General features: G+C 71.7%; 19 protein-coding genes and 1 pseudogene. 1 reads left to right on the top strand and 19 read right to left on the bottom strand.

Annotation, left to right across the window (positions count from 1 at the left end; genetic code table 11):
- Nucleotides 1–2: 2 nt before the first annotated feature.
- The 4 genes from merA to ABJF88_05480 form a co-directional block, all read right to left on the bottom strand.
- The gene (gene merA / locus ABJF88_05465; GenBank protein MEP0546360.1) at nucleotides 3–1,790 is read right to left on the bottom strand and encodes a mercury(II) reductase; all 1,788 of its coding nucleotides are present in this window, start codon (nucleotides 1,788–1,790) and stop codon (nucleotides 3–5) included.
- Nucleotides 1,787–2,155: a heavy-metal-associated domain-containing protein gene (locus ABJF88_05470; protein ID MEP0546361.1), complete on the bottom strand. Its 369-nt coding sequence runs from the start codon at nucleotides 2,153–2,155 to the stop codon at nucleotides 1,787–1,789. Before ABJF88_05470 ends, merA begins: the two co-directional genes overlap by 4 nt.
- A gap of 109 nt (nucleotides 2,156–2,264) precedes the next feature.
- Nucleotides 2,265–2,915, bottom strand: coding sequence for a mercuric transporter MerT family protein (locus ABJF88_05475; GenBank protein MEP0546362.1), 651 nt, complete (start codon nucleotides 2,913–2,915; stop codon nucleotides 2,265–2,267).
- 25 nt (nucleotides 2,916–2,940) lie between these two features.
- The gene (locus ABJF88_05480) at nucleotides 2,941–3,390 is read right to left on the bottom strand and encodes a metalloregulator ArsR/SmtB family transcription factor (protein MEP0546363.1); all 450 of its coding nucleotides are present in this window, start codon (nucleotides 3,388–3,390) and stop codon (nucleotides 2,941–2,943) included.
- A gap of 117 nt (nucleotides 3,391–3,507) precedes the next feature.
- Here ABJF88_05480 and ABJF88_05485 point away from each other — a divergent pair.
- A pseudogene (locus ABJF88_05485) lies at nucleotides 3,508–3,808 on the top strand (glyoxalase superfamily protein).
- A gap of 66 nt (nucleotides 3,809–3,874) precedes the next feature.
- Here the strand turns inward: ABJF88_05485 and ABJF88_05490 are convergent.
- The 15 genes from ABJF88_05490 to ABJF88_05560 all read right to left on the bottom strand — a co-directional run bounded on the left by ABJF88_05490 (nucleotide 3,875) and on the right by ABJF88_05560 (nucleotide 20,739).
- The gene (locus ABJF88_05490; GenBank protein MEP0546364.1) at nucleotides 3,875–6,370 is read right to left on the bottom strand and encodes a heavy metal translocating P-type ATPase; all 2,496 of its coding nucleotides are present in this window, start codon (nucleotides 6,368–6,370) and stop codon (nucleotides 3,875–3,877) included.
- 55 nt (nucleotides 6,371–6,425) lie between these two features.
- A complete protein-coding gene (locus tag ABJF88_05495; GenBank protein ID MEP0546365.1) occupies nucleotides 6,426–7,934 on the bottom strand; it encodes a sodium:proton antiporter in 1,509 nt (502 codons plus the stop codon).
- Nucleotides 7,935–8,052: 118 nt separating this feature from the next.
- The gene (locus ABJF88_05500) at nucleotides 8,053–8,508 is read right to left on the bottom strand and encodes a hypothetical protein (protein MEP0546366.1); all 456 of its coding nucleotides are present in this window, start codon (nucleotides 8,506–8,508) and stop codon (nucleotides 8,053–8,055) included.
- A gap of 30 nt (nucleotides 8,509–8,538) precedes the next feature.
- A complete protein-coding gene (locus tag ABJF88_05505; protein MEP0546367.1) occupies nucleotides 8,539–9,276 on the bottom strand; it encodes a ZIP family metal transporter in 738 nt (245 codons plus the stop codon).
- Nucleotides 9,277–9,313: 37 nt separating this feature from the next.
- Nucleotides 9,314–10,069 carry a transporter gene (locus ABJF88_05510; protein ID MEP0546368.1) on the bottom strand — a complete coding sequence of 252 codons (756 nt, stop codon included), beginning with the start codon at nucleotides 10,067–10,069 and terminating at the stop codon, nucleotides 9,314–9,316.
- 11 nt (nucleotides 10,070–10,080) lie between these two features.
- The gene (locus ABJF88_05515) at nucleotides 10,081–10,479 is read right to left on the bottom strand and encodes a hypothetical protein (protein MEP0546369.1); all 399 of its coding nucleotides are present in this window, start codon (nucleotides 10,477–10,479) and stop codon (nucleotides 10,081–10,083) included.
- Between the two features lie 12 nt (nucleotides 10,480–10,491).
- The gene (locus ABJF88_05520) at nucleotides 10,492–10,872 is read right to left on the bottom strand and encodes an STAS/SEC14 domain-containing protein (protein MEP0546370.1); all 381 of its coding nucleotides are present in this window, start codon (nucleotides 10,870–10,872) and stop codon (nucleotides 10,492–10,494) included.
- Between the two features lie 38 nt (nucleotides 10,873–10,910).
- Nucleotides 10,911–11,735 (bottom strand): cation transporter, encoded by an 825-nt coding sequence (locus ABJF88_05525; GenBank protein MEP0546371.1) that lies wholly within the window; start codon nucleotides 11,733–11,735, stop codon nucleotides 10,911–10,913.
- Complete coding sequence (locus ABJF88_05530) at nucleotides 11,732–12,316, bottom strand: DUF411 domain-containing protein (protein MEP0546372.1); 585 nt, start codon at nucleotides 12,314–12,316, stop codon at nucleotides 11,732–11,734. Before ABJF88_05530 ends, ABJF88_05525 begins: the two co-directional genes overlap by 4 nt.
- A 60-nt stretch (nucleotides 12,317–12,376) precedes the next feature.
- The gene (locus tag ABJF88_05535; GenBank protein MEP0546373.1) at nucleotides 12,377–14,515 is read right to left on the bottom strand and encodes a heavy metal translocating P-type ATPase; all 2,139 of its coding nucleotides are present in this window, start codon (nucleotides 14,513–14,515) and stop codon (nucleotides 12,377–12,379) included.
- Nucleotides 14,512–15,123, bottom strand: coding sequence for a signal peptidase II (lspA, locus tag ABJF88_05540; GenBank protein MEP0546374.1), 612 nt, complete (start codon nucleotides 15,121–15,123; stop codon nucleotides 14,512–14,514). The genes ABJF88_05535 and lspA overlap by 4 nt, the downstream gene beginning before the upstream one ends.
- Nucleotides 15,124–15,184: 61 nt before the next feature.
- Entirely contained in the window at nucleotides 15,185–16,285 is a 1,101-nt protein-coding gene (locus ABJF88_05545) for a sodium:calcium exchanger (GenBank protein ID MEP0546375.1), read from the bottom strand.
- Nucleotides 16,286–16,323: 38 nt separating this feature from the next.
- Nucleotides 16,324–17,076, bottom strand: a complete 753-nt coding sequence (locus tag ABJF88_05550; GenBank protein ID MEP0546376.1) for a methyltransferase domain-containing protein — start codon at nucleotides 17,074–17,076, stop codon at nucleotides 16,324–16,326.
- Between the two features lie 17 nt (nucleotides 17,077–17,093).
- Nucleotides 17,094–17,435, bottom strand: coding sequence for a P-II family nitrogen regulator (locus tag ABJF88_05555; GenBank protein MEP0546377.1), 342 nt, complete (start codon nucleotides 17,433–17,435; stop codon nucleotides 17,094–17,096).
- 136 nt (nucleotides 17,436–17,571) lie between these two features.
- A complete protein-coding gene (locus ABJF88_05560; protein ID MEP0546378.1) occupies nucleotides 17,572–20,739 on the bottom strand; it encodes a CusA/CzcA family heavy metal efflux RND transporter in 3,168 nt (1,055 codons plus the stop codon).
- Between the last annotated feature and the right edge of the window lie 6 nt (nucleotides 20,740–20,745).

Genomic DNA, 20,745 nt, shown 5'->3' on the forward strand with positions numbered 1-20,745 from the left:
GTTCAGGCGGCGCAGCAGCTTAACTGCCCGACGTCCTTCCGGAACGTGAGCGCGGCGAGCTTGACGGCCTCGGAGAGCGTGAGGTAGGCGTGGAAGGCGTCAGCGAGCTGCTGGGTCGTGACGTCGTGGCGGATGGCGAGGGCGATCTCCATCAGGAGCTCCGACCCTTCGGGCGCCAGGACCCGGGCGCCGACGAGCCGGTCGGACTCTCGGTCGCGGATGAGGGTGATCGAGCCACGCGTGTCGCGGGCGGCGATCGCGCGCGGGACGTGCGCCATCGCGAGCGTCGTCGCCTCGGCATCGATCCCGGCCGCCTCGGCCTGGGCGAGGTCGAGGCCGACGCCCGCGAGTTGGGGGTCGGTGAAGACGACCCAGGGGAGCGCCGTGTAGTCTGCCTCCACCAGGGCCGCTCCCGAGCCGAGCCCTTCGCGGGCGTTACGCGCTGCGAGAGCACCCTCGTAGGCCGCTGTGTAGACGAACATCTTGTCGCCGAGCACGTCGCCGGCCCCGAACACGCCGTCGGCCGCCGTCCGGAGCGTGGCGTCGACAGGGAGGAAACCGCGGGCGTCGGGCGACACGCCGAGGGCCTCGAGGCCGAGGTCGTCCGTGTTGCCGCGGCGCCCGGTCGCGAGGAGGAGGTGCGAGCCGCGAACCTCGCCGGCCTCTCCGCCCCTCTCGAATGCCACGACGGTTTCGGCGTCCTCGCGGCGGACGGACCGGAGGGCCACGCCCGTGCGGACGTCGACGCCGTCGGCCTCCAGGTGATCCGTGAGCGCGTCACTGAGGGCCGTGTCTTCGCGCGGGAGGATCCGGCCGGACCGCTGGAGGAGCGTGACGGGGACGCCGAGGCGGGCGAACGCCTGGGCCACCTCGACGGCCACATACCCGCCGCCGAGTACGACGAGGCGGTCCGGGGCCGCCTCCAAGTCCCACAGCGTCTCGTTCGTGAGGAAACTCGCATCGGCGAGGCCAGGCACGTCGGGAACGAACGTCCGGGCACCGGTCGCGACGAGGACGGCCCGGGCGCGAAGGGTCCGGGCTCCGCCGTTGACCTCGACCGTGTGGAGGCCGTCCGCACGCCCCGCCAGCCGGGCGCGGCCAGCCACGAGCGTAACAGCGTCATCGGCGCCCGCGACGTCGACGTACTTCGTCTGCCGGAGCTCGGCGGCGAGGGCGCGAACCTGGGCGAGGACGGAGCCGAAGTCCGTGACCCAGCCCGAGGTCTCGATGCCGTCGAACGCGGAGCGCTTGGCGCGGTGGACGGCCTCGGCTGCGCGGATCGTCGCCTTTGACGGCACGCACCCGACGTTGACGCACGTGCCGCCGATGGGGAGGCCGCCCTCGGCGTCGTTTACGATGGCGGCGCGCCCGCCGAGTTCACTCGTCTTGAGCGCGGCAGCGAACGCGGCCGAGCCGCCCCCGACTACGATGAGGTCGTAGGCGTCGGGCGGGAGGTCGGAGGGCGCGGGCGGCTCGGGCAAGGGGGCGCCGTTGCCGGAGGGCGCGGGCGGCGCGTCGGACGGCGCGCCGTAGCCCGTGGCAGGACCGTCGCTCGGCGGAGCAGGCGGAGCCTCGCCGTCAACCGCGGCACGGTAGCCGGCGGACTCGACGGCCGCGACGAGGTCGGGGGGGGCGGCGGGGGCGTCCGCGTCGAGTGCGACGTCAGCCCGGCCGGACTCCCAGCCGGGAACGTCGGCCGAGATCACGCCGGGGACGGATTCGAGGGCATGGGAGACGTGGCGGGCGCAGCCGGCGCAGGTCATCCCGCCGATGGTGAGAGTAAGCGTCATGGGGCTACGTGAGGGGATACACGCGTGAGACGGAGGCGGAAGCGGGTCTCGCGCTCGACGTGGGCGCGGACGGCGGCGGGCGAGGTCTGCGCGTCGTCGAAGGTGACGTCGAGCGTGGGTCCCTCGAGGTCAACGGCCGCCTCGCGAACGCCGGCGACAGCCTCGGCCGTCTCGACGAGGGTGTCGACGCACCCCGAGCAGAACGGGGCGGCGATCTCGAAGTGGGCGGTCCGGGCGGTGTCCGCGCGGGCTTCGAGCATGTGGGCGTCGGCCGTACGTGCGGCGACCGTGAACGAGGCTGGGCCGAGGCAGGGAACGCAGGCGAGGCCGCCCAGCGTGGCGGCGAACACGAGCGGACGGAGCATGGCTAGGGGGAGCATGGCGAGGATGGGAGTGGCTAGGAAGGGCGGGCGCGCTGCCGGCGGCGGACGCCGAGGAAGACTGCGCCGAGGGCGACGGCTAGGCCCAGACGGCCTAGCCATCAGTGACAGGGCGTGTAGGGTAGCCGACGGCGGCGGTCGCGGCCGTGAGGTCGGCGACGGTCGTCCGCGTAGGATCGAACGAGACGACGGCCCGAGGCGGCTCGAACGAAACAGCCGCATCCTCGACGCCGTCCACGTTCAGGAGCGCGCGGCGGACCGTCGCGTCACACGACGCGCACGTCATGCCCTCGACCGCGAGCGTGACGCGGGCCGTCGCTAGCGAGACGGCTGGATCGGCGTAGGCGAGGGCCGGGTCGGTCGGCGCCCCGGAGGCCCGGATGAGGTACGGCGAAGCCAGGAGGAGGGCGGCCGCGAGCACGCCGACCGCCAGGAGCGCCCGCCGCGTGCGCGGGGACACCACCTCCTCTTCGCAGTCGCAGTCAATGTCCGAGGCCGCGAGACGGGCGGCCCGCCACTCCCGCCAGCCGACATAGCCGAGGGCGAGGACGGCGACGGCCACGAAGAGGGGCCGGTAGGGCTCGAACGCCGCGAGCGAGCCGACCCAGGCTCCGCCCACACCGAGCGAGACGAGGAGGAGCGGGATCGTGCAGCAGGCGCTGGCGGCGACGGCCGCGCCGAGCGCGACGGCGAGACCGCGGCGGGCGCCTGGATCAGGGGTTGGGTCGATCGGCCGGTTCGTCATGGCGGAGTCCGTGTCGTGGACGTGATCAGGCGTGGGAGGAGCCGCCGGGCGTGGTGAGTCCGTCGAGGTGGAGGGTCACGCCGCTCGCGGCTTGCTCCTCAAAGAGCCGGACGAGGAGGCGGGCGAACGGGTTGTCGGTGCAGACCGAGTAGTACAGGGTCTGGGCATCGCGACGGGCCACGACAATGGCCTTCTCGCGGAGGATCTTGAGGTGGCGCGAGACGGCCGGCTGCGTGATCTCGAAGAGGTCGGCGAGGTCGCAGACGCAGAGCTCCCCGGCCCGCCAGAGGACGTAGAGCATCCGGAGCCGGGTCTCGTTGGAGGCCGCCGTGAAGTAGGCCGAGAGGGCGACGAGGTGGTCGTTGCCGAGGGCGTCGCGGTGGATGGCCTGGAGCTCGTCGGCACGGCTGTGCGAGGAGTCGGGCCGAACGCAGTTCCGGTCGGAGACGGCGAGGCGGGCGGGAGACTTGGGCATGGCCATGATGTTTAAACGCATCGGTTATATAACCATTTTGTTTGCAGGTTCCCGCTCCTCTGTGAGGTAATCACCTTGACGGTCCCCAGGCCTGACGACCTCTCGCCCGTCTTCCGCATCGCCGGCACCCGCGAGCGGCCGCGTGGTACAGCCGGTTCGGGTTCGAGGTAGAGGGCGAGCACCGGTTCGCGCCGGGCCTCCCACTCTACCCCTCCGCTGGCACGGAGCCTCGCTCTATCTCTCCGAGCACACCAGCGACGCGCGGCCGGGCACGTTGTTGTACCTCCGCGTGGACGACAGCGATGACATCGCTACCGAATTCGGATTGGGCATCACGGACCAGCCGTGGGGACATGAGGTCAAACTGACGGACCCAGATGGAAACCGCCTCCGGATCGGTGAGCGATCGAGCGAGTAAGGCAGGGGGCGCCTCAGCCCCATCGACTACTTGGTTTCCCTGCGAGTGGGTTGGGGCGCGGTGACCCTACATTTCCTCACGGTAAGCGAGGAGTCGGAGCGCGTTGAACACGACGACGAGGGTGCTCCCCTCGTGGAGTGCGACCGCCGGGCCGATGCCGAGCCCGAAGATCGTCGCGGGAACGAGGAACGCCACCATCCCCAGGCTCATCCACAGGTTCTGCCGGATGATCCCCCGCGTCTTTCGGCTCAGCCCGACGGCGAACGGGAGCTGCCGGAGGTCGTCGGCCATGAGCGCCACGTCGGCCGTCTCGAGCGCGACGTCGCTCCCGGCCGCGCCCATCGCGATCCCGACCGTCGCGTTCGCCATCGCGGGCGCGTCGTTGACGCCGTCGCCGACCATGGCCACCTTCGCCTCCCGGCTGAGGGCCTTGATCGTCTCGACCTTGTCGTCAGGCATGAGGTCTCCGCGCGCCTCGTCGAGCCCTACGGCCTTCGCTACGGCCTCGGCCACGCGCTGGTTGTCGCCCGAGATCATCACCATCCGCTCGATCCCGATCGCGCGGAGCCGAGCGATCGTCTCCTTCGCCGCCTCGCGCGGCGTGTCCATCAGCCCGACGACGCCGAGGTAGCGGTCGCCCCGGCGGACGATCATCGTCGTCCGGCCCTCGGTCTCCAGCCGCTCGACCGTCTGGCGGACGGCCTCGGGGAGGGGCGGTCCCTCGACTTCGGCGAAGAGATCGTCCTTACCGATGTAGACGGGCTCCGCCGCGGCATCCGCGCCGGCGAGGTCGGCGCGGATGCCGCGCCCGGTGATGCTCTGGAGGTCTGTCGCTTCGGCGGATGAGACGCCTTCGGCTTCGCCGTGGCGGACGACGGCCTTTGCGAGCGGGTGATCGCTCAGCCGCTCGACGGCGACGGCAGTCGCGAGCAGCTCCTCGGCCGTCGCGCCCTCGGCGGGCACCACGTCCGTCACGCGCGGGGAGCCCTCGGTCAGCGTCCCCGTTTTGTCGAAGGCCATCGCCGTGAGCTGTCCGAGGTTTTCGAGCGGCCCACCGCCTTTGACGAGGACGCCGCCGCGCCCGGCCCGCGCCACGCCCGAGAGGACCGCGCTCGGCGTCGCAATCGCGAGCGCGCACGGGCTCGCGGCCACGAGCACCGCCATCGCCCGGTAGAAACTCTCGGCGAACGTCTCGTCCACAACGACCCACGCGAAGAGGAGCAGGACTACGAGGGCGAGCACCGCCGGGACGAACACCCGCTCGAAGCGGTCGGTGAACCGCTGCGTAGGCGAGCGCTCGGTCTCGGCCTCGGTCACCATCTGCACCACGCGGGCCAGCGTGGACTCGTTCGCCGTCTTCGTCACGACGATCTCGAGGGCGCCGCTCCCGTTGATGGTGCCGGCGAAGACGCGGTACTCGGCGTCGAGCGCCTGCGGATCGGCGAGGGCGGCCTCGGCGTCGTCCACGGGCCGCTTATCGACGGGCACGCTCTCGCCAGTGACGGGGGCCTGGTTGACGGCGCTCGTGCCCTTCACCACGAACCCGTCGGACGGGAGCCGCTCGTTCGTCCTGACGATCACGGTATCGCCGACGGCGAGGTCTTCAACGGGCACCTCGTGCTCCGCACCGTCCCGCCGGACGGTAGCCGTATCGGGGGCGAGCTCGGCGAGGGCTTCGATGGCCTTCCGCGCGCGCCCCATCGCGTAGCCTTCGAGCGCGTGGCCAATGGAGAAGAGGAAGAGGAGCAGCGCCCCTTCGAACCACTCGCCGAGGGCGGCAGCACCCGCCGCAGCCACGAGCATGAGGAAGTCGATCTCGAACCGCCCGGCCCGGATGGAATCCCACGCTTCGCGGACGGTGAACCACCCGCCGAAGAGATACGCCCCGATGAAGAGGGCGAGCGGCACCCACTCGGCGACGCCGGTGAACGCCGCCAGCACCCAGCCGAGCGCGACGCAGACGCCGGAGAGCACGGCGAAGATCACCTCAGTCCGCTCGCCGAAGATGCCGCCGTGCGCGTGGTCGTGCGCGCCGCCTCCCTCCTCGTGGTCGTGCCCTTCGCCCGGGGCATGGTCGTGGCCCGCGTGGTCTACCGCGGCGACCTCGGCGGGCTCGGGGGCGACGGTCACGCCGAGGTCGGCGAGCGCTCGCCGGAGTGCCGCCTCGTCGGTCGCCTCGCGGTCGAACTCGATCCGGATCGGGCCGGTGGCGTTCGCCTCGGCCTCGACGACACCCGGCTGCTGCTTCAGCCGCTCCGTCACGGTCCGAGCGCGGCGCTGGTGGGCCAGTCCGTCGGCCTCCCAGAGCACGTGGCCGTAGCGCCCCGTGATGCGGGCTCCGGCGCGCTCGGCGATCCGCCGGATGCGGGGGAGGGCGAGCTGGTCCGGGTCGTAGTGGATGCAGACCTGGGCCGGCTCGCCGTTCTCGGCCGGTACGACGTGGGCGCGCTCGACGCCCTCGGTAGCCGCGAGCTCGTCGGTGAGGCGGGTCACACAGGCGTCGCGGGCGTCGGGGACTTCGGGGAGGACGACGGGGAGGTCGAAGCGGAACGTTTCAGGCATGGCGGTTTCTCTCAGGACGTTTGGAGGACGGCACGTCGGACGGCACGTTGGCGGGTCAGGTGAGCAGCCCCCACGGGCTGTAGAGGACGAGCCAGATCACCGCGTAGATCGGGAGGAGGATGGGGATGGCGTAGCGGAAGAGGTAACCGGCGAACGTGGGCGGACGGGCGCTGTGGGGCACCTCACCGTGGGGGACGCCGTCCGGGTAGTCCGGCGACGCCTCACCGTGGCCCTCAGCGATGGCCTTCACCATGAAGTTCGGCGCGTTCCCGATGTACGTCATCGCCCCGAAGAACACGGCCGCCACCGAGATCGCCTGGAGGAACACCCCCGTCGGGACGCCGGCCGGGCCGAGGTCGGCTCCGCCCTCGGCGAAGGCGCGCACGGCGAGGGCGTCGTTCACGTCGAGCCCGAACTTCCCCATCGAGGCGGCGAGGAAGTTGAGGTAGGTCGGGGCGTTGTCGAGGAAGGCCGAGAGCGCGCCGGTCCCCCAGAAGAACGTCCCCGTCGTGAGGGCGTCGGCCTGCTCGCGCGCGTAGAGCCCGATGAGGCTCAGCGCCGGGACCATGCAGGCGAAGATGCCGAGGAAGAGCCACCCGACCTCGCGGATCGGCTCGAAGTTGAACTCGTTGCGGCGGAGCGCCTCCGGCTTCGCCGTCCGGTAGGCCAACCCGACGACGGCGAACATGACGAGCTCGCGGATCCCGAACGGGAGCTCGACCGCGCCGACGTGGAGTGCGGGCACGCCCGGGATCACCTGGGGGTCCACGAACACGGCCGCCACCGTGACTCCGACCCAGAGCAGGCTCCGCGCCCCGATGACGCGGACGGCGGGGGCCCCCGCCTCCGGGGCGACGCTCACGGCCCGGTTCCGGCGGTCGAACACGTAGAAGACGCCGAGCAGGAGCGCCAGCGTCGGGAGCCACACGTACCACACATTCGCGAGCGTCCAGAAAAACGGGACCCCGCGCAGGAAGCCGAGGAAGAGCGGGGGATCGCCGATGGGCGTGAGCGCGCCGCCGACGTTGGCGACGATGAAGATGAAGAAGACGACGTGGTAGGGCCTCAGCCGCCCCCGGTTGAGGTTGAGGAACGGGCGGATGAGGAGCATGGCCGCCCCCGTCGTCGCGATGAAGTTGGCGAGGACGGCCCCGACCGAGAGGAGGGCCACGTTCGTCAGCGGCCGGCCCCGCACGTTGAGGTGGACGTAGATCCCGCTCGCCGCCACGAAGAGCGCCGCCACGAGGGCGATGAACGAGAGGAACTCCTCGAGCGCGTAGAACATCGCCATCGGGGCCTCGAGCACGAACACGTAGTAGAGCACGACGACGGCCCCGAGCCCGACGGCGTACTTCGGGTAGTGGCGGTGCCAGTGGTGGATGTAGAAGAGCGGCCCCGTCGCGATCATGAGCAGGAGCACGACGAAGGGGAGCACCAGCCAGGCCGGCGGTGCCACCGTCGGCTCCTCCGACACGGCCGACGCGGCGGCGAGGCGGACGGGTGCGCCCCCCACGGCTTCAGCGGGTACGCCCGCCGCCGCGACGGCCGCGGCAGCATCGGCCACGCCAGACCCCTCTGCGTTACCCGCCGCCTGGACGGGGTGAGCGCACGCCGCCAGCACCACGAGCACGAGGCCCACCAGGGCCGGCCACGGAGCGCGGCCTCGACGAATCGGAGCGGCATCAAACATGGAAGCCCCCCGCCTGCGCCTGGCCGGCGAGCCCGCCCAGGACGGCGCGCACGGCGGCCTCGCTCGTCCGGTCCCGGTTGTACTCGACGTGGAGGCGGCCATCGGCCGTCGTATCGACGGTCCGCACACCGGGCGTGTGCCGGAGCCGCTCGGCCGCGGCGCAGGCCTGTGACGGGCCGGTCGCCTGCCAGTGGACGTGGCCGAAGTGGCTGCGGAGGCTGGCGGCGAGGGCGTCCACCAGCCCTCGCGCCTCCACGGTGGACAGCACGTCCGGGTCGAGGTGGAGGCACAGGCGTGTCGGCGCAGCACCGTGGCCGGTCACGACGTGGACGTGGGCTACGCCGTCGTGGGATTCGAGCGTACCGACCAGGCGGGTCAGGCAGGCGTCGTGGGCGTCCTCGACGTCCGGGAGGAGGTCGGAGAGGGGAAGGTCGAGCGTGTTGTTCATGAGCCGGATGGTCTGGAGGCGGAGGGGAGGTCAGCCGAAGTAGACGGCGACGAGGGCGAAGAGGGCGAACCCGCCGACGAGCGCGAGCGAGTCCCAGCGGGAGTCCTCCGTCTGGTGGGCCTGCGTCACCATCTCCTCGATGGCGACGGTGAGGAGAACGCCGGCCGTGAGGGCCAGGAGCGACACCTTGTAGATCTCCGGGAGACCGCGGACCGCCCAGTAGCTCAGCGTCGCGCCAGCGAAGATGGGGATGGCGAGCGAGGCGGCGAGCAGGAGACGCCGCCGCCGGGGGAGCCCCTCGCGGCGGAACGTGGCGATCGTGGCGAACCCCTCGGGCACGTCGGCCGGCACCTGCCCGAGGGCCAGGAGGAGGCCCAGCCCGAGGCTGAGCGTCGAGCCGGTCCCGATCAAGACGCCGTCCGAGAAGAGGTCCACCGACACGCCGAGGTAGATCATCCACGCACTCGCGCTCGAGGCGGCGTCGGCTCCGCCGAACCGGCAGCGGACGTACTCGACAGAGCTATCGAGGCCTACGGCCACGGCACCCCCCGCCACGAGCGTCAGAATCGGGATCCACGGCCGGTCGACGCCGAGCACCTGCTCCATCAGCTCGATCCCGACCACGCCGATGACGATGCCGGCAGCGAGGTGGAGCGCCAGGCGCAGCACGCGGTCGCTCTGGGGGAGCACCTCGGCCAGCAGGCCCCCGCCGAAGTTGGCAGCGGCCGGGAGTGCGGCGAGTAGGAGCACGGTGAGGAACTCATTCATACGGTGGACTCGGCTTCGGGGGCGCGAAGAATGGCGCTCAGAGCGCCATTTCGATGAGGAGGAGGACGAGGAAGCCGAGGAAGAAGGTGGCCGCTGCGAGTGGGGTGTCCGGCGTGTCGTGCGCCTCGACGAGGAGCTCCTCGGTGACGAGGTAGAGCAGCGCCGCCACGCCGAAGGCGAGCACGCCGGCGAGGAGGCCGCCCGTGAGCGCGCCCGCTGCGAGTGTGCCGCCGATAGCCCCGGCGAGGAGGAGCACGGTCAGCCCGGCTGTCGTCCCCAGCACCCGGCCGCGCGAGGCCCCGGCCCCGACGAGGGCGGCGGCGGTCGCGAGGACAAGGAAGAGGACCTCGAGCGAGAGCGCGATCGTGACGATGAGGCCGGCCTCGGCCCCCGCCGCGAACCCGACGCCGACGAGGAGCCCGTCCACCGCGATGTCTACAGCGACCGTCACGACCAGCCCTCGCGTCCCTCCCGCACCGCCCTCGGACGCACCACCCTCGGACGCACCGGCTTCGGGCACGGCGGTCTCGGACGGCTCCCGCTCGGTCAGCCGCTTGACGCCGAGCATGAGCGCGACGCCGAGCCCGAACCCGACGATGGTGGGGAGCGCCGCCGCCTCGTACATCAGCTCGGGCAGGAGCTCGCCCGCCACGGCGGCGAAGACGACCCCGGCTGCGAAGTGCTGAATCACGCTCTGGAGACGCCTCCCGGGCGGGCGGAACGCCGCCACGACCCCGCCGAGCACGGCGGCGACGGCGGGGATGGCGAGGAAGGGGAGAACGTCAACGAGCACGGGGTTGGGGGTCAGGCCTCGGTGCCGAAGTGGCCGGCGAGGTCGGTGGTGAAGGCGTCGTAGACGGCTCGGACGTCGCGGTCGTGGAGCGGTTCGCCCGGAGCCGTAGCCAGCGCGATGCGCTCCTCGAAGTCGGCTTCGTCGTTCACGGCGACCGTGGTACGCCTGCCCTCCATCGTCGCGGAGAGGGTGTAGCGCTTCTCCACGCCGCCGGCAACGTGGAGCGCGAGCGCCGCCGAGCAGCGGCCGGGGCCATCGCTTTGGACCTCGCCGAGGGCGAGGCGGGTGATCCCCGTGCGCTGCGGGAAGGGGAGGCCCTCGTTCAGGACCGGGGCCGCCTCTTGTACGGCCCCGACGAGATCCGTCAGGAGGTCCGAGCAGGAGCTATCGGTAGAGGGAGTGGCGTTCATGGATGCGAGTGTTCAGGTGGCAGACGACGACGCCCCTTCGCGCACCCACGCCCACGCTTCGTCGAGATCGGCCTCGTCGAAGTAGCGGACGTCGCCGGGGGCGAAGAGGTCCGTCAGCCGCGTCATCCAGTCCTGCCACCGCTCCTCGCCGACCATCGCCAGCCGCTCGACGTCGCTGTAGTGCGCGGCGTCGAGCTTGAGGTCTTCCCAGGCGGCGTCGAGGTCGCCCCACCCGTCGAAGTCGTCCATGTGGATGAGGAGGCGGACCTTCCCGTACCGACGGGCCTTCTCGTCGATGACGGGGCGGAAGCGCTCGTAGTCGTCGCCGGTGATGGTGCCGCTCACGCGGACGCCGAGGACGTTGCCTTCGGTCTGGGGGAGGAGTTCGTACATGGGAGTCTGAGCTCTGGGATGGTTACAGGGAAGCTGATCTATTTCGAGAGGACGAGGATCCGCCGCGCCCCGTTCGCGACGACGACGAAGATGAGTGCGCCGGCCACGAGGTCCGGCACGGCCGAGGCCGTGGCCCAGACGACGAGGGCCGAGAGGATCACGAGCCCGTTCACCTTGATGTCGTTCGAGGTGAAGATCCAGGACGCCTCCACGTGCGCCTCGCCGGTCCTCGCGCGCCGGAGGACGAGGAGGGTCGTGATGTTGCCGAGGAGCGTGAGCGACGCCACGACGACCATCGTCGCCACGTCCGGCACCCCCTCGGCGAAGAGGAACCGGCGGACGACCTCGACGAGCCCGAACACGGCGAGGCCGAGCTGGAGGTACCCGCTCCCGCGCGCGAGCCGCTTCTTGCGGAGGGCCGTGCCCCCGACGGCCGCGAGGCTCAGCGTGTAGACGAGGGCGTCGGCGAGGTTGTCGAGTGAGTCGGCGATGAGCCCCATCGAGCCGACGAGGATTCCGGCCGTGAACTCGACGACGAAGAACGTGGCGTTGATGCCGAGCGCGATCCGGAGCGGCCCGCGCTCCTCGGCCGGGGCCGCCTCGGGCTCGCCGGGCGGGGACACGACCCCGGCCTCCTCCTCCGTCAGCGGCTCCGTCGGCCCCGCCTGCCGGGCACCCAGCCCCAGCCCGGAGAGGGCGTCCGTGATGGCCTCGGCGTGGCCGACGTGGGTGACGGTGAGCCGGCGGGCCGACAGGTCGAACGCCAGCCGGCGGACGCTGCCCATGCCCTCCAGCCGCATCCGCACCACCTGCTCCTCGGCGGCGCAGTCCATCTTCGGGACGTGAAACGTGGTCCGGTTCATGGCAGGACGCCGGCCTGGTCCGCGGCACCGTACCGGGCAAAGACGGTGGGTTGGCCGTCCTCGATGAGGAGGACCTCGTAGGGCTGGACCGTGTCCCCCTGCTCCATGCCGGGTGAGCCGATGGGCATTCCCGGCACGGCGAGGCCGCCTGCCTCCGGTGCCCCCGCCAGGAGCCGCTTTACGTCTTCGGCAGGCACGTGCCCCTCGATGGCGTACCCGTCGACGACGGCCGTGTGGCAGGACTGCAATCCGGGGGGGATGCCGTACTGGCGCTTCACCGCGCTCATGTCTCCCACGTCCACCGTCTCCACCGGGAACCCCGCCTCGCGCATGTGCTCGGCCCACGCCGTGCAGCACCCGCACGTGGGCGACTTGTACACGGTAACGACCGGGCGGGCGGCATCCACGTCAGTGGCCGCCGAGGCGGTGGCCGGGAGCGACCCTGCCGGTGCCGTCTGGCGTACCGGCTCGGCATCTGCGGCGCTGGGGGCTGGAGGCGGGGTGGACGGCGCAGCGCCTTCACCAGTGCACGCGGCCAGGGCGAGGGTACTCAGGAGAGCGAGCATGAGGGTACGGATCATCACTGTAGCGTTCATGTTGGTAGCGGGGTAAGCCGGCGTCTGATCGTTCCTGGTTCGGCGTCAGAGGCGGGTGTGGAGGAGGCGGAGGCCGTTGAACGTGACGAGGAGGCTCGCGCCCATGTCGGCGAAGACGGCCATCCAGAGCGTCGCCACGCCGCCGACGGCGAGCACGAAGAACACGACCTTGATCGCGATGGAGAAGGCGATGTTCTGCCACAGCACGCGCGCGGTGCGGCGGCTGAGCCGGAGGAAGGCGGGGAGCTTCCTGAGGTCGTCCTCCATCAGTGCCACGTCGGCCGTCTCGATGGCGGTGTCGGTGCCCGCCGCACCCATGGCGAAGCCGACGTCGGCCTTCGCCAGCGCCGGCGCGTCGTTGATCCCGTCGCCGACCATCCCGACGGCGCCGTAGCGGGCGCGGAGGTCGTCCACGGCGGCGAGCTTGTCCTCGGGCAGAAGTCCACCGCGCGCGTCGTCGATGCCGACGGCGCGGGCGATGGCGTCGGCCGTGGTCTGGTTGTCGCCGGTGAGCATCACGGTCGTGATCCCGAGCGCGTGGAGGTCGCGGAGAGCGTCCACGCTCGTCGGGCGCGGTGCGTCGGCCACGCCGAAGGCCGCGAGCGCTTGGTGCTCCGTCATGAGCACGACGGTCGTCTTCCCCTCCCGCTCCAGACGTTCCAGGGCGTCCTCCACGACCGGCGTGCTCGTGCCCACCTCGCGCGCCAGGCGGTGGTTGCCGAGGAAGTAGAGGGCGGCTCCGACCCGGCCCCGCACGCCGCGCCCGGTGACGGCCTCGAAGCCCTCGACCGGCTCCGGCAGCGCGTCCGGCTCCTGCTCCCGGTACGCTCGGACGATGGCCGCCGCGACCGGGTGCTCGCTCGGCGCGTCGAGCGCGGCGGCCAGGCGAAGGGCTTGCCTCTTCGTGACGCCTGGCGCGAGCGGGACGACGTCGGTCACGCGGGGGCGGCCCTCCGTGATCGTCCCCGTCTTGTCGAGGGCGACGACGCGGAGGCGGTGTCCACTTTCGAGGTAGGCCCCGCCCTTGACGAGCATCCCGCGCCGGGCCGCGGCGGCGAGCCCGCTCACGACCGTCACCGGCGTCGAGATCACGAGGGCGCAGGGGCAGGCGATGACGAGGAGGACGAGGGCGCGGTAGAGCCAGTCGAAGAACGGAGCGCCGAAGGCGAGCGGCGGCACGGCGGCCACGAGCACGGCGAGGAGGACCACGGCCGGCGTGTAGTACCGGGCGAACCGGTCCACGAACCGCTGCGTCTCGCCGCGCTCGGCCTGGGCCTGCTGCACGGCCCGGACGATCCGGGCGAGCGTCGTGTCGCGCTTGCGGTGGGTCGCCTCCACCTCCAGCACGCCGCGCTCGTTGATGGTCCCGGCGAACACCTCGTCGCCCGGCGCTTTCTCGACGGGCATCGACTCGCCCGTGATGGGGGCCTGGTTCACGGTCGAGCCGCCGACAACGACGGTGCCGTCGAGGGCGATGCGCTCGCCGGGGCGGACGCGGAAGACCTGCCCCACACGGACGGCGGCAGCCCGCACCTCCTCCCAGCCCCCTACCTCCGTCTGCACGAGGGCGGTGTCGGGGGCTAGCTCCATGAGGCTGCGGATGGCGCCGCGCGAGCGATCGAGCGCGTACGCTTCGATCTTCTCCGCGATGGCGAAGAGGACCGCCACCATCGCCGCCTCGGGCCACTCTCCGATGAGGACGGCCCCGGCGACGGCGATCGTCATAAGGAAGTTGATCCCGAGCGAGAAGGCGCGGACGGCCCGCCACCCCTTCACCAGCATCTCACGCCCGCCGAGTGCGATAGCCGTCAGTGCCAGGGCTGCCACGACCAAGCTGCCCTCCTCCCCCGTCGCGAGGGCTACGACCTCGGCGGCGAGGGCGAGCGCGCCGGCTGCGCCGAGCTGGACCCACTCGGCACGGGAGACGACCGGGCGGCGCTCCCATGCCTTCTGCGGCACCGCTTCGTCTTCACCGGCCGAGACGGGCTCGGCGTCCATCCCCACGCTCGCCAGCGCAGCGAGGAGCGGGGCCGGGTCGCCGAGCCCGTGCGTGACGGTGAGCTCACGGCGGACGAGGTCGAAGTCGAGGCGCTCGACGCCGCCCACCCCCTTGAGGCGGCTGCGGATGAGCTGCTCCTCGGTGGGGCAGTCCATCTTCTCGACGCGGAAGGTGGTCTGGTTCATGGTGCCGGAGGTCCGTTCGGAGTCCGCTCTCCGCGGCGGGGGGCCGAGCGGAAGGAGCCGAGCACGAGGAGGCCCACACCGACGACGATGGCGACGTCGGCGAGGTTGAACGTCGGCCAGCGGTGCGCGCCGAGGCCGAGGTCGAGGAAGTCGGTCACGCGGCCATCGGCGAGGCGGTCGAGGAAGTTGGCGGCCCCGCCGCCGAGGACGAGCCCGAGCGCGGGCGGCGTCCACCGGGGCGTGGCCGGGTCCCGGAGCGCGATGACCGCCCAGACGGCCAGGGCGAGCACGACGAAACCCGTGAGGAGGAGGATGCCCAAGCCCTCGGTGGCGAAGAGCCCGAAGGCGATGCCCTCGTTGTAGCCCAGCGTGAGGCGGACCCACTCGCCGACGACCTCGACCGGCCGGTGGCGCTGGAGCGCGGCCGTAGCGAGCGCCTTCGTGGCGAGGTCCGCCGCAACGGCCGCGAACGCAGTCAGCCCGAACTCGGCCGCTCCGAGTGTGGCCGGGAGGGACGCGCGGGCGCGCGGGTCGCGGTGCCTGGGCTCGCCCGGCGACCCGACCGGGGTCCCCACCGAGGCGAAACGCTGCCCGGCCGGGCGTTTCACCGGTGTTCCGTTCACTTCCGTATGGCGAGAGGTCGTCTGTTCCATGACACGTTCAGGATGGCTAGAGCGCCCAGAAGTAAACGACGGCCGCCCAGACCGGCACCACGGCCGCGAGCGCGGCGACCTGCCACCGTCGGAACCCCTTCTCCGCCCCGCCCCACCAGATGAACGCGGCGTAGAGCGCCGGCACGACGCCCACGAAGGCGAGGTTCACGGCGAAGAGCCGGAGGTCCTCCACGGGGAGCCCGACGAGGGCGAGCGGGACGAGGGCCACCGTCATCGTCACGGCGTGGTCGCCGATCACGCTCGACGTCGCCGCCGTGACCTGCCCGCTCCGGGCGATGCTCCACGCCCCGAACAGCTCCGGGAGCGCCGTGGCGAGGGCGGTGATGAACAGGCCCGTCACGATCTCCGAGAGCCCGAGCCCGGAGGCCACGTTCTCGCTGGCGCGGACGACGAAGTAGGCCCCCACGCCCATCGCCGCCACGCCGGCCACGGCGAGCGCGATCTCCTTCTTCGACCACGACACGTCCTCGCCCTCGCCCCGCCCCCGCTTGACCGCCTGCGTGAGGTAGAGGGCGTAGCCCGCGAGCAGGATGACAGCGTCGACGGGCTGGAGTCCGCGCCACGGCGCCGGGAGCGTGAGCACGGCCACGAGCGCGAGGAGCCCGAAGTAGGGCAGGGTGAGCACGGTGACGGTCTCCTTCGAGACGCGGAGGACGTGGCGCTCGACGTGGCGCCGGTGCTCCTCGGGGGCCTCGCCGTCCTCGGAGGCAGACTCGCTCTCGGAGCCCGAGCCGTCGGAGCCCGAGCCGTCGGACTCCGAACCGTTGGATTCCGAGTCTTCCCCCTCCTCCTCGCCGCTCCCGAGCCTGCGCTTCCGCGTGGCGAGGTACACGACGACGACGGTGAGGGGGACGGCGAAGACGTTGGACCCGAGCGACATCCCGAGCCCGATGTCGGTGACGTCGCGGAGGGCGCTCGTGGTGTTGATGCCGACCTCGGAGCCGGCCGTGAAGAGGGCGACGAGGGCGCCGCCGGCGGCACCCGTGATGCCCCACTGGCGGGTCAGCTTGCCGAGCGGCTTCGCGAGGCGCTCGGCGCCCCAGTGGGTGACGGCGGCGGAGGCCAGGAGGACGGCCGCCCAGATCCAGGTGCTCATTGGGATCGTAGTCTCTCAGGTGCGGGGGGGGGGCGGCGTCATGCCTCCGTCGGGGCTCGTCCGACGCAGAGGTAGACCGCACCGAGGAGGTCCTCCTCGTAGCGGGCGGCTTCGGTGTGGGCCTGGACGGAGCGCCACGGCTGGACGTCCTCGTAGGCCCGCGTGACGCCGAAGGGGCGGTTGACGAGTTCGCCGAGGCGGACGGCCCACTCCGGCCAGCGCTCGGGGCGGCGGAGCCCACCGACGGCGATCCGGCGGCCGGGCGCGAGCTCGGCAACGGCACGCGCGACGACGGCGTCGTGCTCGGGGACCATCTCCAACCCAAACGTCGAGACGACGCCGTGGACGGGCTCGGGGAACTCGAACGCACGGACGTCGGCCTCGACCAGCTCGACGTTCTCCCACCCGTTCGCCTCCGCACGCCGACGGGCACGTGCGAGCATCCCCGGCGAGAGGTCCACGGCGACGACGCGGCCCCCTCCCCCGACGGCGCGGGCGAGGTGCGGGAGGTTGACGCCGGTCCCGCAGGCGAGGTCTACGGCCGTGTCGCCCGGCCGGAGGTCTAGGGCCTCGACCGCGCGCCGGTGGAAGCGGCCGGAGCCCGCGAGGTCGTAGGCCCAGGCGACGGCGTCGTAAACGGGCGCGAGCCGGTCGTACAGATCGCGGACGGCCTCAGGACCGAGGATGCCGACCCTAGAGCGCTCGGGCAGGTCACCCCGCCCCGAGCGGTGCCGGAGGAGGGCGGCGGCCAGCAGGCCTGCGCCGGTGAGGAGAAGGGTGCGTGTGCGCATGGGGTCAGCGTTCGTATTCAGACCGCCGCTTCGCCGCGCTCGCCGGTGGAGATGCGGACGGCGTCCTCGACGGGCGCGACGTAGATCTTCCCGTCGCCGCGGAGGCCCGTGTGCGCCTCGCGCCGGATCGTCTCGACGACCTCCTCCACGATCTCGTCGCGGCACACGGCTTCGAGGCGGACGTGGGGGACGTAGTCCACGAGGTCTTCGGTGATGGTGTGGGGGGCGTTCTTCGCACGTCCTCGGCCGAAGCCACGGACGTCGGCGGCGCTCATCCCCGTCAGCCCCTCGACGCGGTGGAGGGCGCGCGTGACGCCGGAGAGCTTGTGCGGCTTGATGAAGGCGGTGATCAGTTTCATAGCGTTTGAGGCTGGGTGCCCTGGTGGGCGGGGAACCGGCGTGGTGGCGCTCCGCAGGGCCGGCGCTGCCGGGCGCCGGCCCTGGTGGAAGCGGTGCTCCGAGGAGCGGCCGGCCCCCGCCCGTGTGGGCACGGGGTCAGACGGTCGAGTTCGAGGGGACGGTGGAGGGTTCGTAGCCTGCGGGCACCGCCTCGGCCGGCTCGGCCCGCAGCGCTGGCTCGCTGAACCACGTGTAGAGGGCGGGGAGGACGAGGAGCGTCAGGACGGTGCTCGTGAAGAGGCCGCCGACCACGACGGTCGCCAGCGGGCGCTGCACCTCGCTCCCCGTCCCCGCCGAGAACAGCAGCGGGAGGAGGCCGAGCGCCGTCGTCGCCGCCGTCATCAGCACGGGGCGGAGGCGGAGGAGCGCGCCTTCCACGCTCGCCCGGTCCATCGCCGTCCCGTCGCGGATGAGCTGGTTGAGGTAGGTGACCAGCACCATCCCGTTCTGGAGCGAGATCCCGAAGAGCGCGATGAACCCGACGGACGCCGGGACCGAGAGGTTCTGCCCCGTCAGCCACAGCCCGACGATCCCCCCGACGAGGGCGAGCGGGATGTTGAGCACGATGAGGGTCGCGTTCTTGAGCGAGTTGAAGCTGGAGTAGAGCAGGAGGAACACGAGGAGGAGCGTGATCGGGACGACGACCATGAGCCGTTTGTTCGCCTCCTGCTGGAGCCGGAACTGCCCGCCCCACGTCGTGAGGTAGCCCGGCGGGAGGTCTACGCCGGCGCGGATCGCCTCCTGCGCCTCGGCGACGAACGAGCCGATGTCGCGGCCCTCGACGTTGAGCTGGACCGTGATGAAGCGCTGGTTGTCCTGCCGGGTGATCTGCCGCGGCCCGACGACCTCGCCCACCTCGGCGAGCGCGCCGAGCGGGACGGTGCCGCCGCCGGGCAGCGGGATCAAGAGGTCGCCGATCGCCTCGGGCGTCGAGCGGGCGTCCTCCTCAAAGCGGACGTAGATCGGGAAGCGGCGGATGCCCTCGAAGATCTGCCCCGCCTCGGCCCCGCCCACCGCCGTCGCGACCGTCCGCTGCACGTCGGCGACGTTGACGCCGTAGCGGGCGATGGCCTGCCGGTCCACGGTGATCTCGAGCTGCGGCGTCCCGGTGATCTGGTCGGCCTGCACGTCGGCCGCACCGGGGACCGTGTTCAGCACGGCGGCGATCTCGTCGGCCTTCGCCTTCAAGACGTCGAGGTCGTCGCCGAAGAGCTTGACGGCGAGCTCGGCCCTGACCCCTTCGAGCAGCTCATCTACGGTCATCTGGATCGGCTGCGTGAAGTTGGTCAAGACGCCCGGCACCTCGCCCAGCTCGTCGCGGATCGCCGTCAGCAGCGCCTCCTGGCTGTCGAAGCGCCACTCGTCCTCCGGCACGAGCACGAGGTACATCTCGGCCGAGTTGATGGGGTCGGCGTGCGCGCCCACCTCGCCCCGCCCGATCCGGCTCACCACGTTCGTGATCTCGGGGATCGCCATCAGCCGCCGCTCGACGCGGGCCGTCGTCGCCTGGCTCTCGGTGATCGAGATCGACGGGGCCATCGTGAGGCGCATCACGATCGTGCCCTCCTGGAGCGTCGGCGTGAACTCGCTCCCGAGAAAGGGGAAGACGGCGGCACCGATGACGAGGAGGCCCACGGCGAGCCCGATCGCCCACGTCCGCTGCCGCACGAAGAACGCCACGACGGGGCGGTACCACGCGGTCATCCGGTCGAGCGCCCGTTCCGCGAGCGGCTTCTTCCCCGGTGCGCCGTCACCGCTGATCTCTTCCGGACGCCGCATCAGCAGGTCCGAGAAGACCGGGGCGAGGACGAGCGCGTAGACGAGCGAGCCGAGCATCGCGAGGGCCACGGTGTAGGCGAGCGGCCGGAACGTCATGCCCTCGACGCCCTGGAGCGTGAAGAGCGGGAGGAACACGACGACGATGATGAGGACGGCGAAGGCGACCGGCCGCGCCACCTCGGCGCACGCCCGCGCCACGACGTGGACGCGGGGTTCATCCGGCGGCGCTTCGCGCAGCATCCGGTCCACGTTCTCGACCATCACAATCGCCCCGTCCACCATCATCCCGATGGCGATGGCGAGGCCGCCGAGCGACATGAGGTTGGCCGAGATGTCGAAGAGCCCCATGAAGACGGCCGCGAAGAGGACCGAGAACGGGATGGCGAGCGCGACCACCACGCTCGGCCGCCACGAGCCGAGGAAGGCGATCAGCACGACGACCACGAGCAGGATGCCCTGCCAGAGCGCGTTCGTCACCGTCGCCACGGCGGCTTCCACGAGCGTCTTCTGCTCGTAGTACGGCACGATCTCGACGCCCTCCGGCAGCGCCTCGTTGATCTCGGCGAGCTTCGTCTCCACATTCCCGATGACCGTCGAGGAGTTCGCCCCGTAGAGCTTGACGACCATCCCGGAGACCACCTCCTCGATGCCGGCGCGCGTCTGGAGCCCGCGCCGGATGGCGCCCCCGATCTCGACGTTCGCCACGTCCTTCACGAAGACCGGCGTCCCGTCGCGCGTCGTGACGACGACGTTCTCGAGGTCGGTGATGCCGGTGGCGAGGCCGACCGAGCGGACGACGAACTGCTCGGCGTTCTGCTCGATGTACTGCGCCCCGACGTTGAGGTTGTTCTCCTCCAGCGCCTCCGTCACTTCAGCGAGCGTGACGTCGTAGCGGAGCAGCGCCTCGGGCTCGATGACGACCTGGAACTGCCGCTCGTACCCGCCGATGCCGAGGACCTCGGTGACGCCGGGGACGGTCTGGAGGCTCGTCTTCACGATCCAGTCCTGCATCGTGCGGAGCTCTTCGAGGCTGTACGCGCCCGTCGTGTCGTCGAGGTAGTAGAAGAGGACGAGGCCCATGCCCGTCGAGATCGGCCCCATCGCGGGCTCGCCGAAGCCGGGCGGAATCGACTCGCGCGCCTCCTGGAGCCGCTCGCCGACGAGCTGGCGGGCGAAGTAGATGTCGGTGCCCTCCTCGAAGTAGACGCTGACGACGGAGAGGCCGAAGTTGGAGACGGAGCGGACCTGCTCGACGGCCGGGAGCCCGTTCATCGCCGTCTCGACGGGATAGGTCACGTAGCGCTCGACCTCCTCCGGTGCGAGTCCCTCAGTGACGGTGAAGACCTGGACGAGCGAGGGCGAGACGTCGGGGAAGGCGTCGATGGGGAGGCGCTGGTAGGTCCACCACCCGGCGGCCACGACGAGCACGCCGAGGGCGAGGACGAGGAGCCGGCTCTTCAGCGCGAACGGGATGATTTTTTCCATGAGGCG

Source organism: Rhodothermales bacterium, assembly GCA_039944855.1.
In the GTDB taxonomy this organism is placed as follows: Bacteria; Bacteroidota; Rhodothermia; order Rhodothermales; family JANQRZ01; genus JBBSMX01.

Excerpts from the sequence above, each read along its gene's own strand:
- ABJF88_05475 (MEP0546362.1), bottom strand. The coding sequence starts at position 2,915 with ATGACGAACCGGCCGATCGACCCAACCCCTGATCCAGGCGCCCGCCGC.
- ABJF88_05490 (MEP0546364.1), bottom strand. The coding sequence starts at position 6,370 with ATGCCTGAAACGTTCCGCTTCGACCTCCCCGTCGTCCTCCCCGAAGTC.
- ABJF88_05520 (MEP0546370.1), bottom strand. The coding sequence starts at position 10,872 with ATGTACGAACTCCTCCCCCAGACCGAAGGCAACGTCCTCGGCGTCCGC.
- ABJF88_05530 (MEP0546372.1), bottom strand. The coding sequence starts at position 12,316 with ATGATCCGTACCCTCATGCTCGCTCTCCTGAGTACCCTCGCCCTGGCC.
- ABJF88_05505 (MEP0546367.1), bottom strand. The coding sequence starts at position 9,276 with ATGAATGAGTTCCTCACCGTGCTCCTACTCGCCGCACTCCCGGCCGCT.
- merA (MEP0546360.1), bottom strand. The coding sequence starts at position 1,790 with ATGACGCTTACTCTCACCATCGGCGGGATGACCTGCGCCGGCTGCGCC.
- ABJF88_05480 (MEP0546363.1), bottom strand. The coding sequence starts at position 3,390 with ATGCCCAAGTCTCCCGCCCGCCTCGCCGTCTCCGACCGGAACTGCGTT.
- ABJF88_05500 (MEP0546366.1), bottom strand. The coding sequence starts at position 8,508 with ATGAACAACACGCTCGACCTTCCCCTCTCCGACCTCCTCCCGGACGTC.
- ABJF88_05545 (MEP0546375.1), bottom strand. The coding sequence starts at position 16,285 with ATGAGCACCTGGATCTGGGCGGCCGTCCTCCTGGCCTCCGCCGCCGTC.
- ABJF88_05535 (MEP0546373.1), bottom strand. The coding sequence starts at position 14,515 with ATGAACCAGACCACCTTCCGCGTCGAGAAGATGGACTGCCCCACCGAG.
- ABJF88_05555 (MEP0546377.1), bottom strand. The coding sequence starts at position 17,435 with ATGAAACTGATCACCGCCTTCATCAAGCCGCACAAGCTCTCCGGCGTC.
- ABJF88_05515 (MEP0546369.1), bottom strand. The coding sequence starts at position 10,479 with ATGAACGCCACTCCCTCTACCGATAGCTCCTGCTCGGACCTCCTGACG.
- ABJF88_05470 (MEP0546361.1), bottom strand. The coding sequence starts at position 2,155 with ATGCTCCGTCCGCTCGTGTTCGCCGCCACGCTGGGCGGCCTCGCCTGC.
- ABJF88_05560 (MEP0546378.1), bottom strand. The coding sequence starts at position 20,739 with ATGGAAAAAATCATCCCGTTCGCGCTGAAGAGCCGGCTCCTCGTCCTC.
- ABJF88_05550 (MEP0546376.1), bottom strand. The coding sequence starts at position 17,076 with ATGCGCACACGCACCCTTCTCCTCACCGGCGCAGGCCTGCTGGCCGCC.
- ABJF88_05525 (MEP0546371.1), bottom strand. The coding sequence starts at position 11,735 with ATGAACCGGACCACGTTTCACGTCCCGAAGATGGACTGCGCCGCCGAG.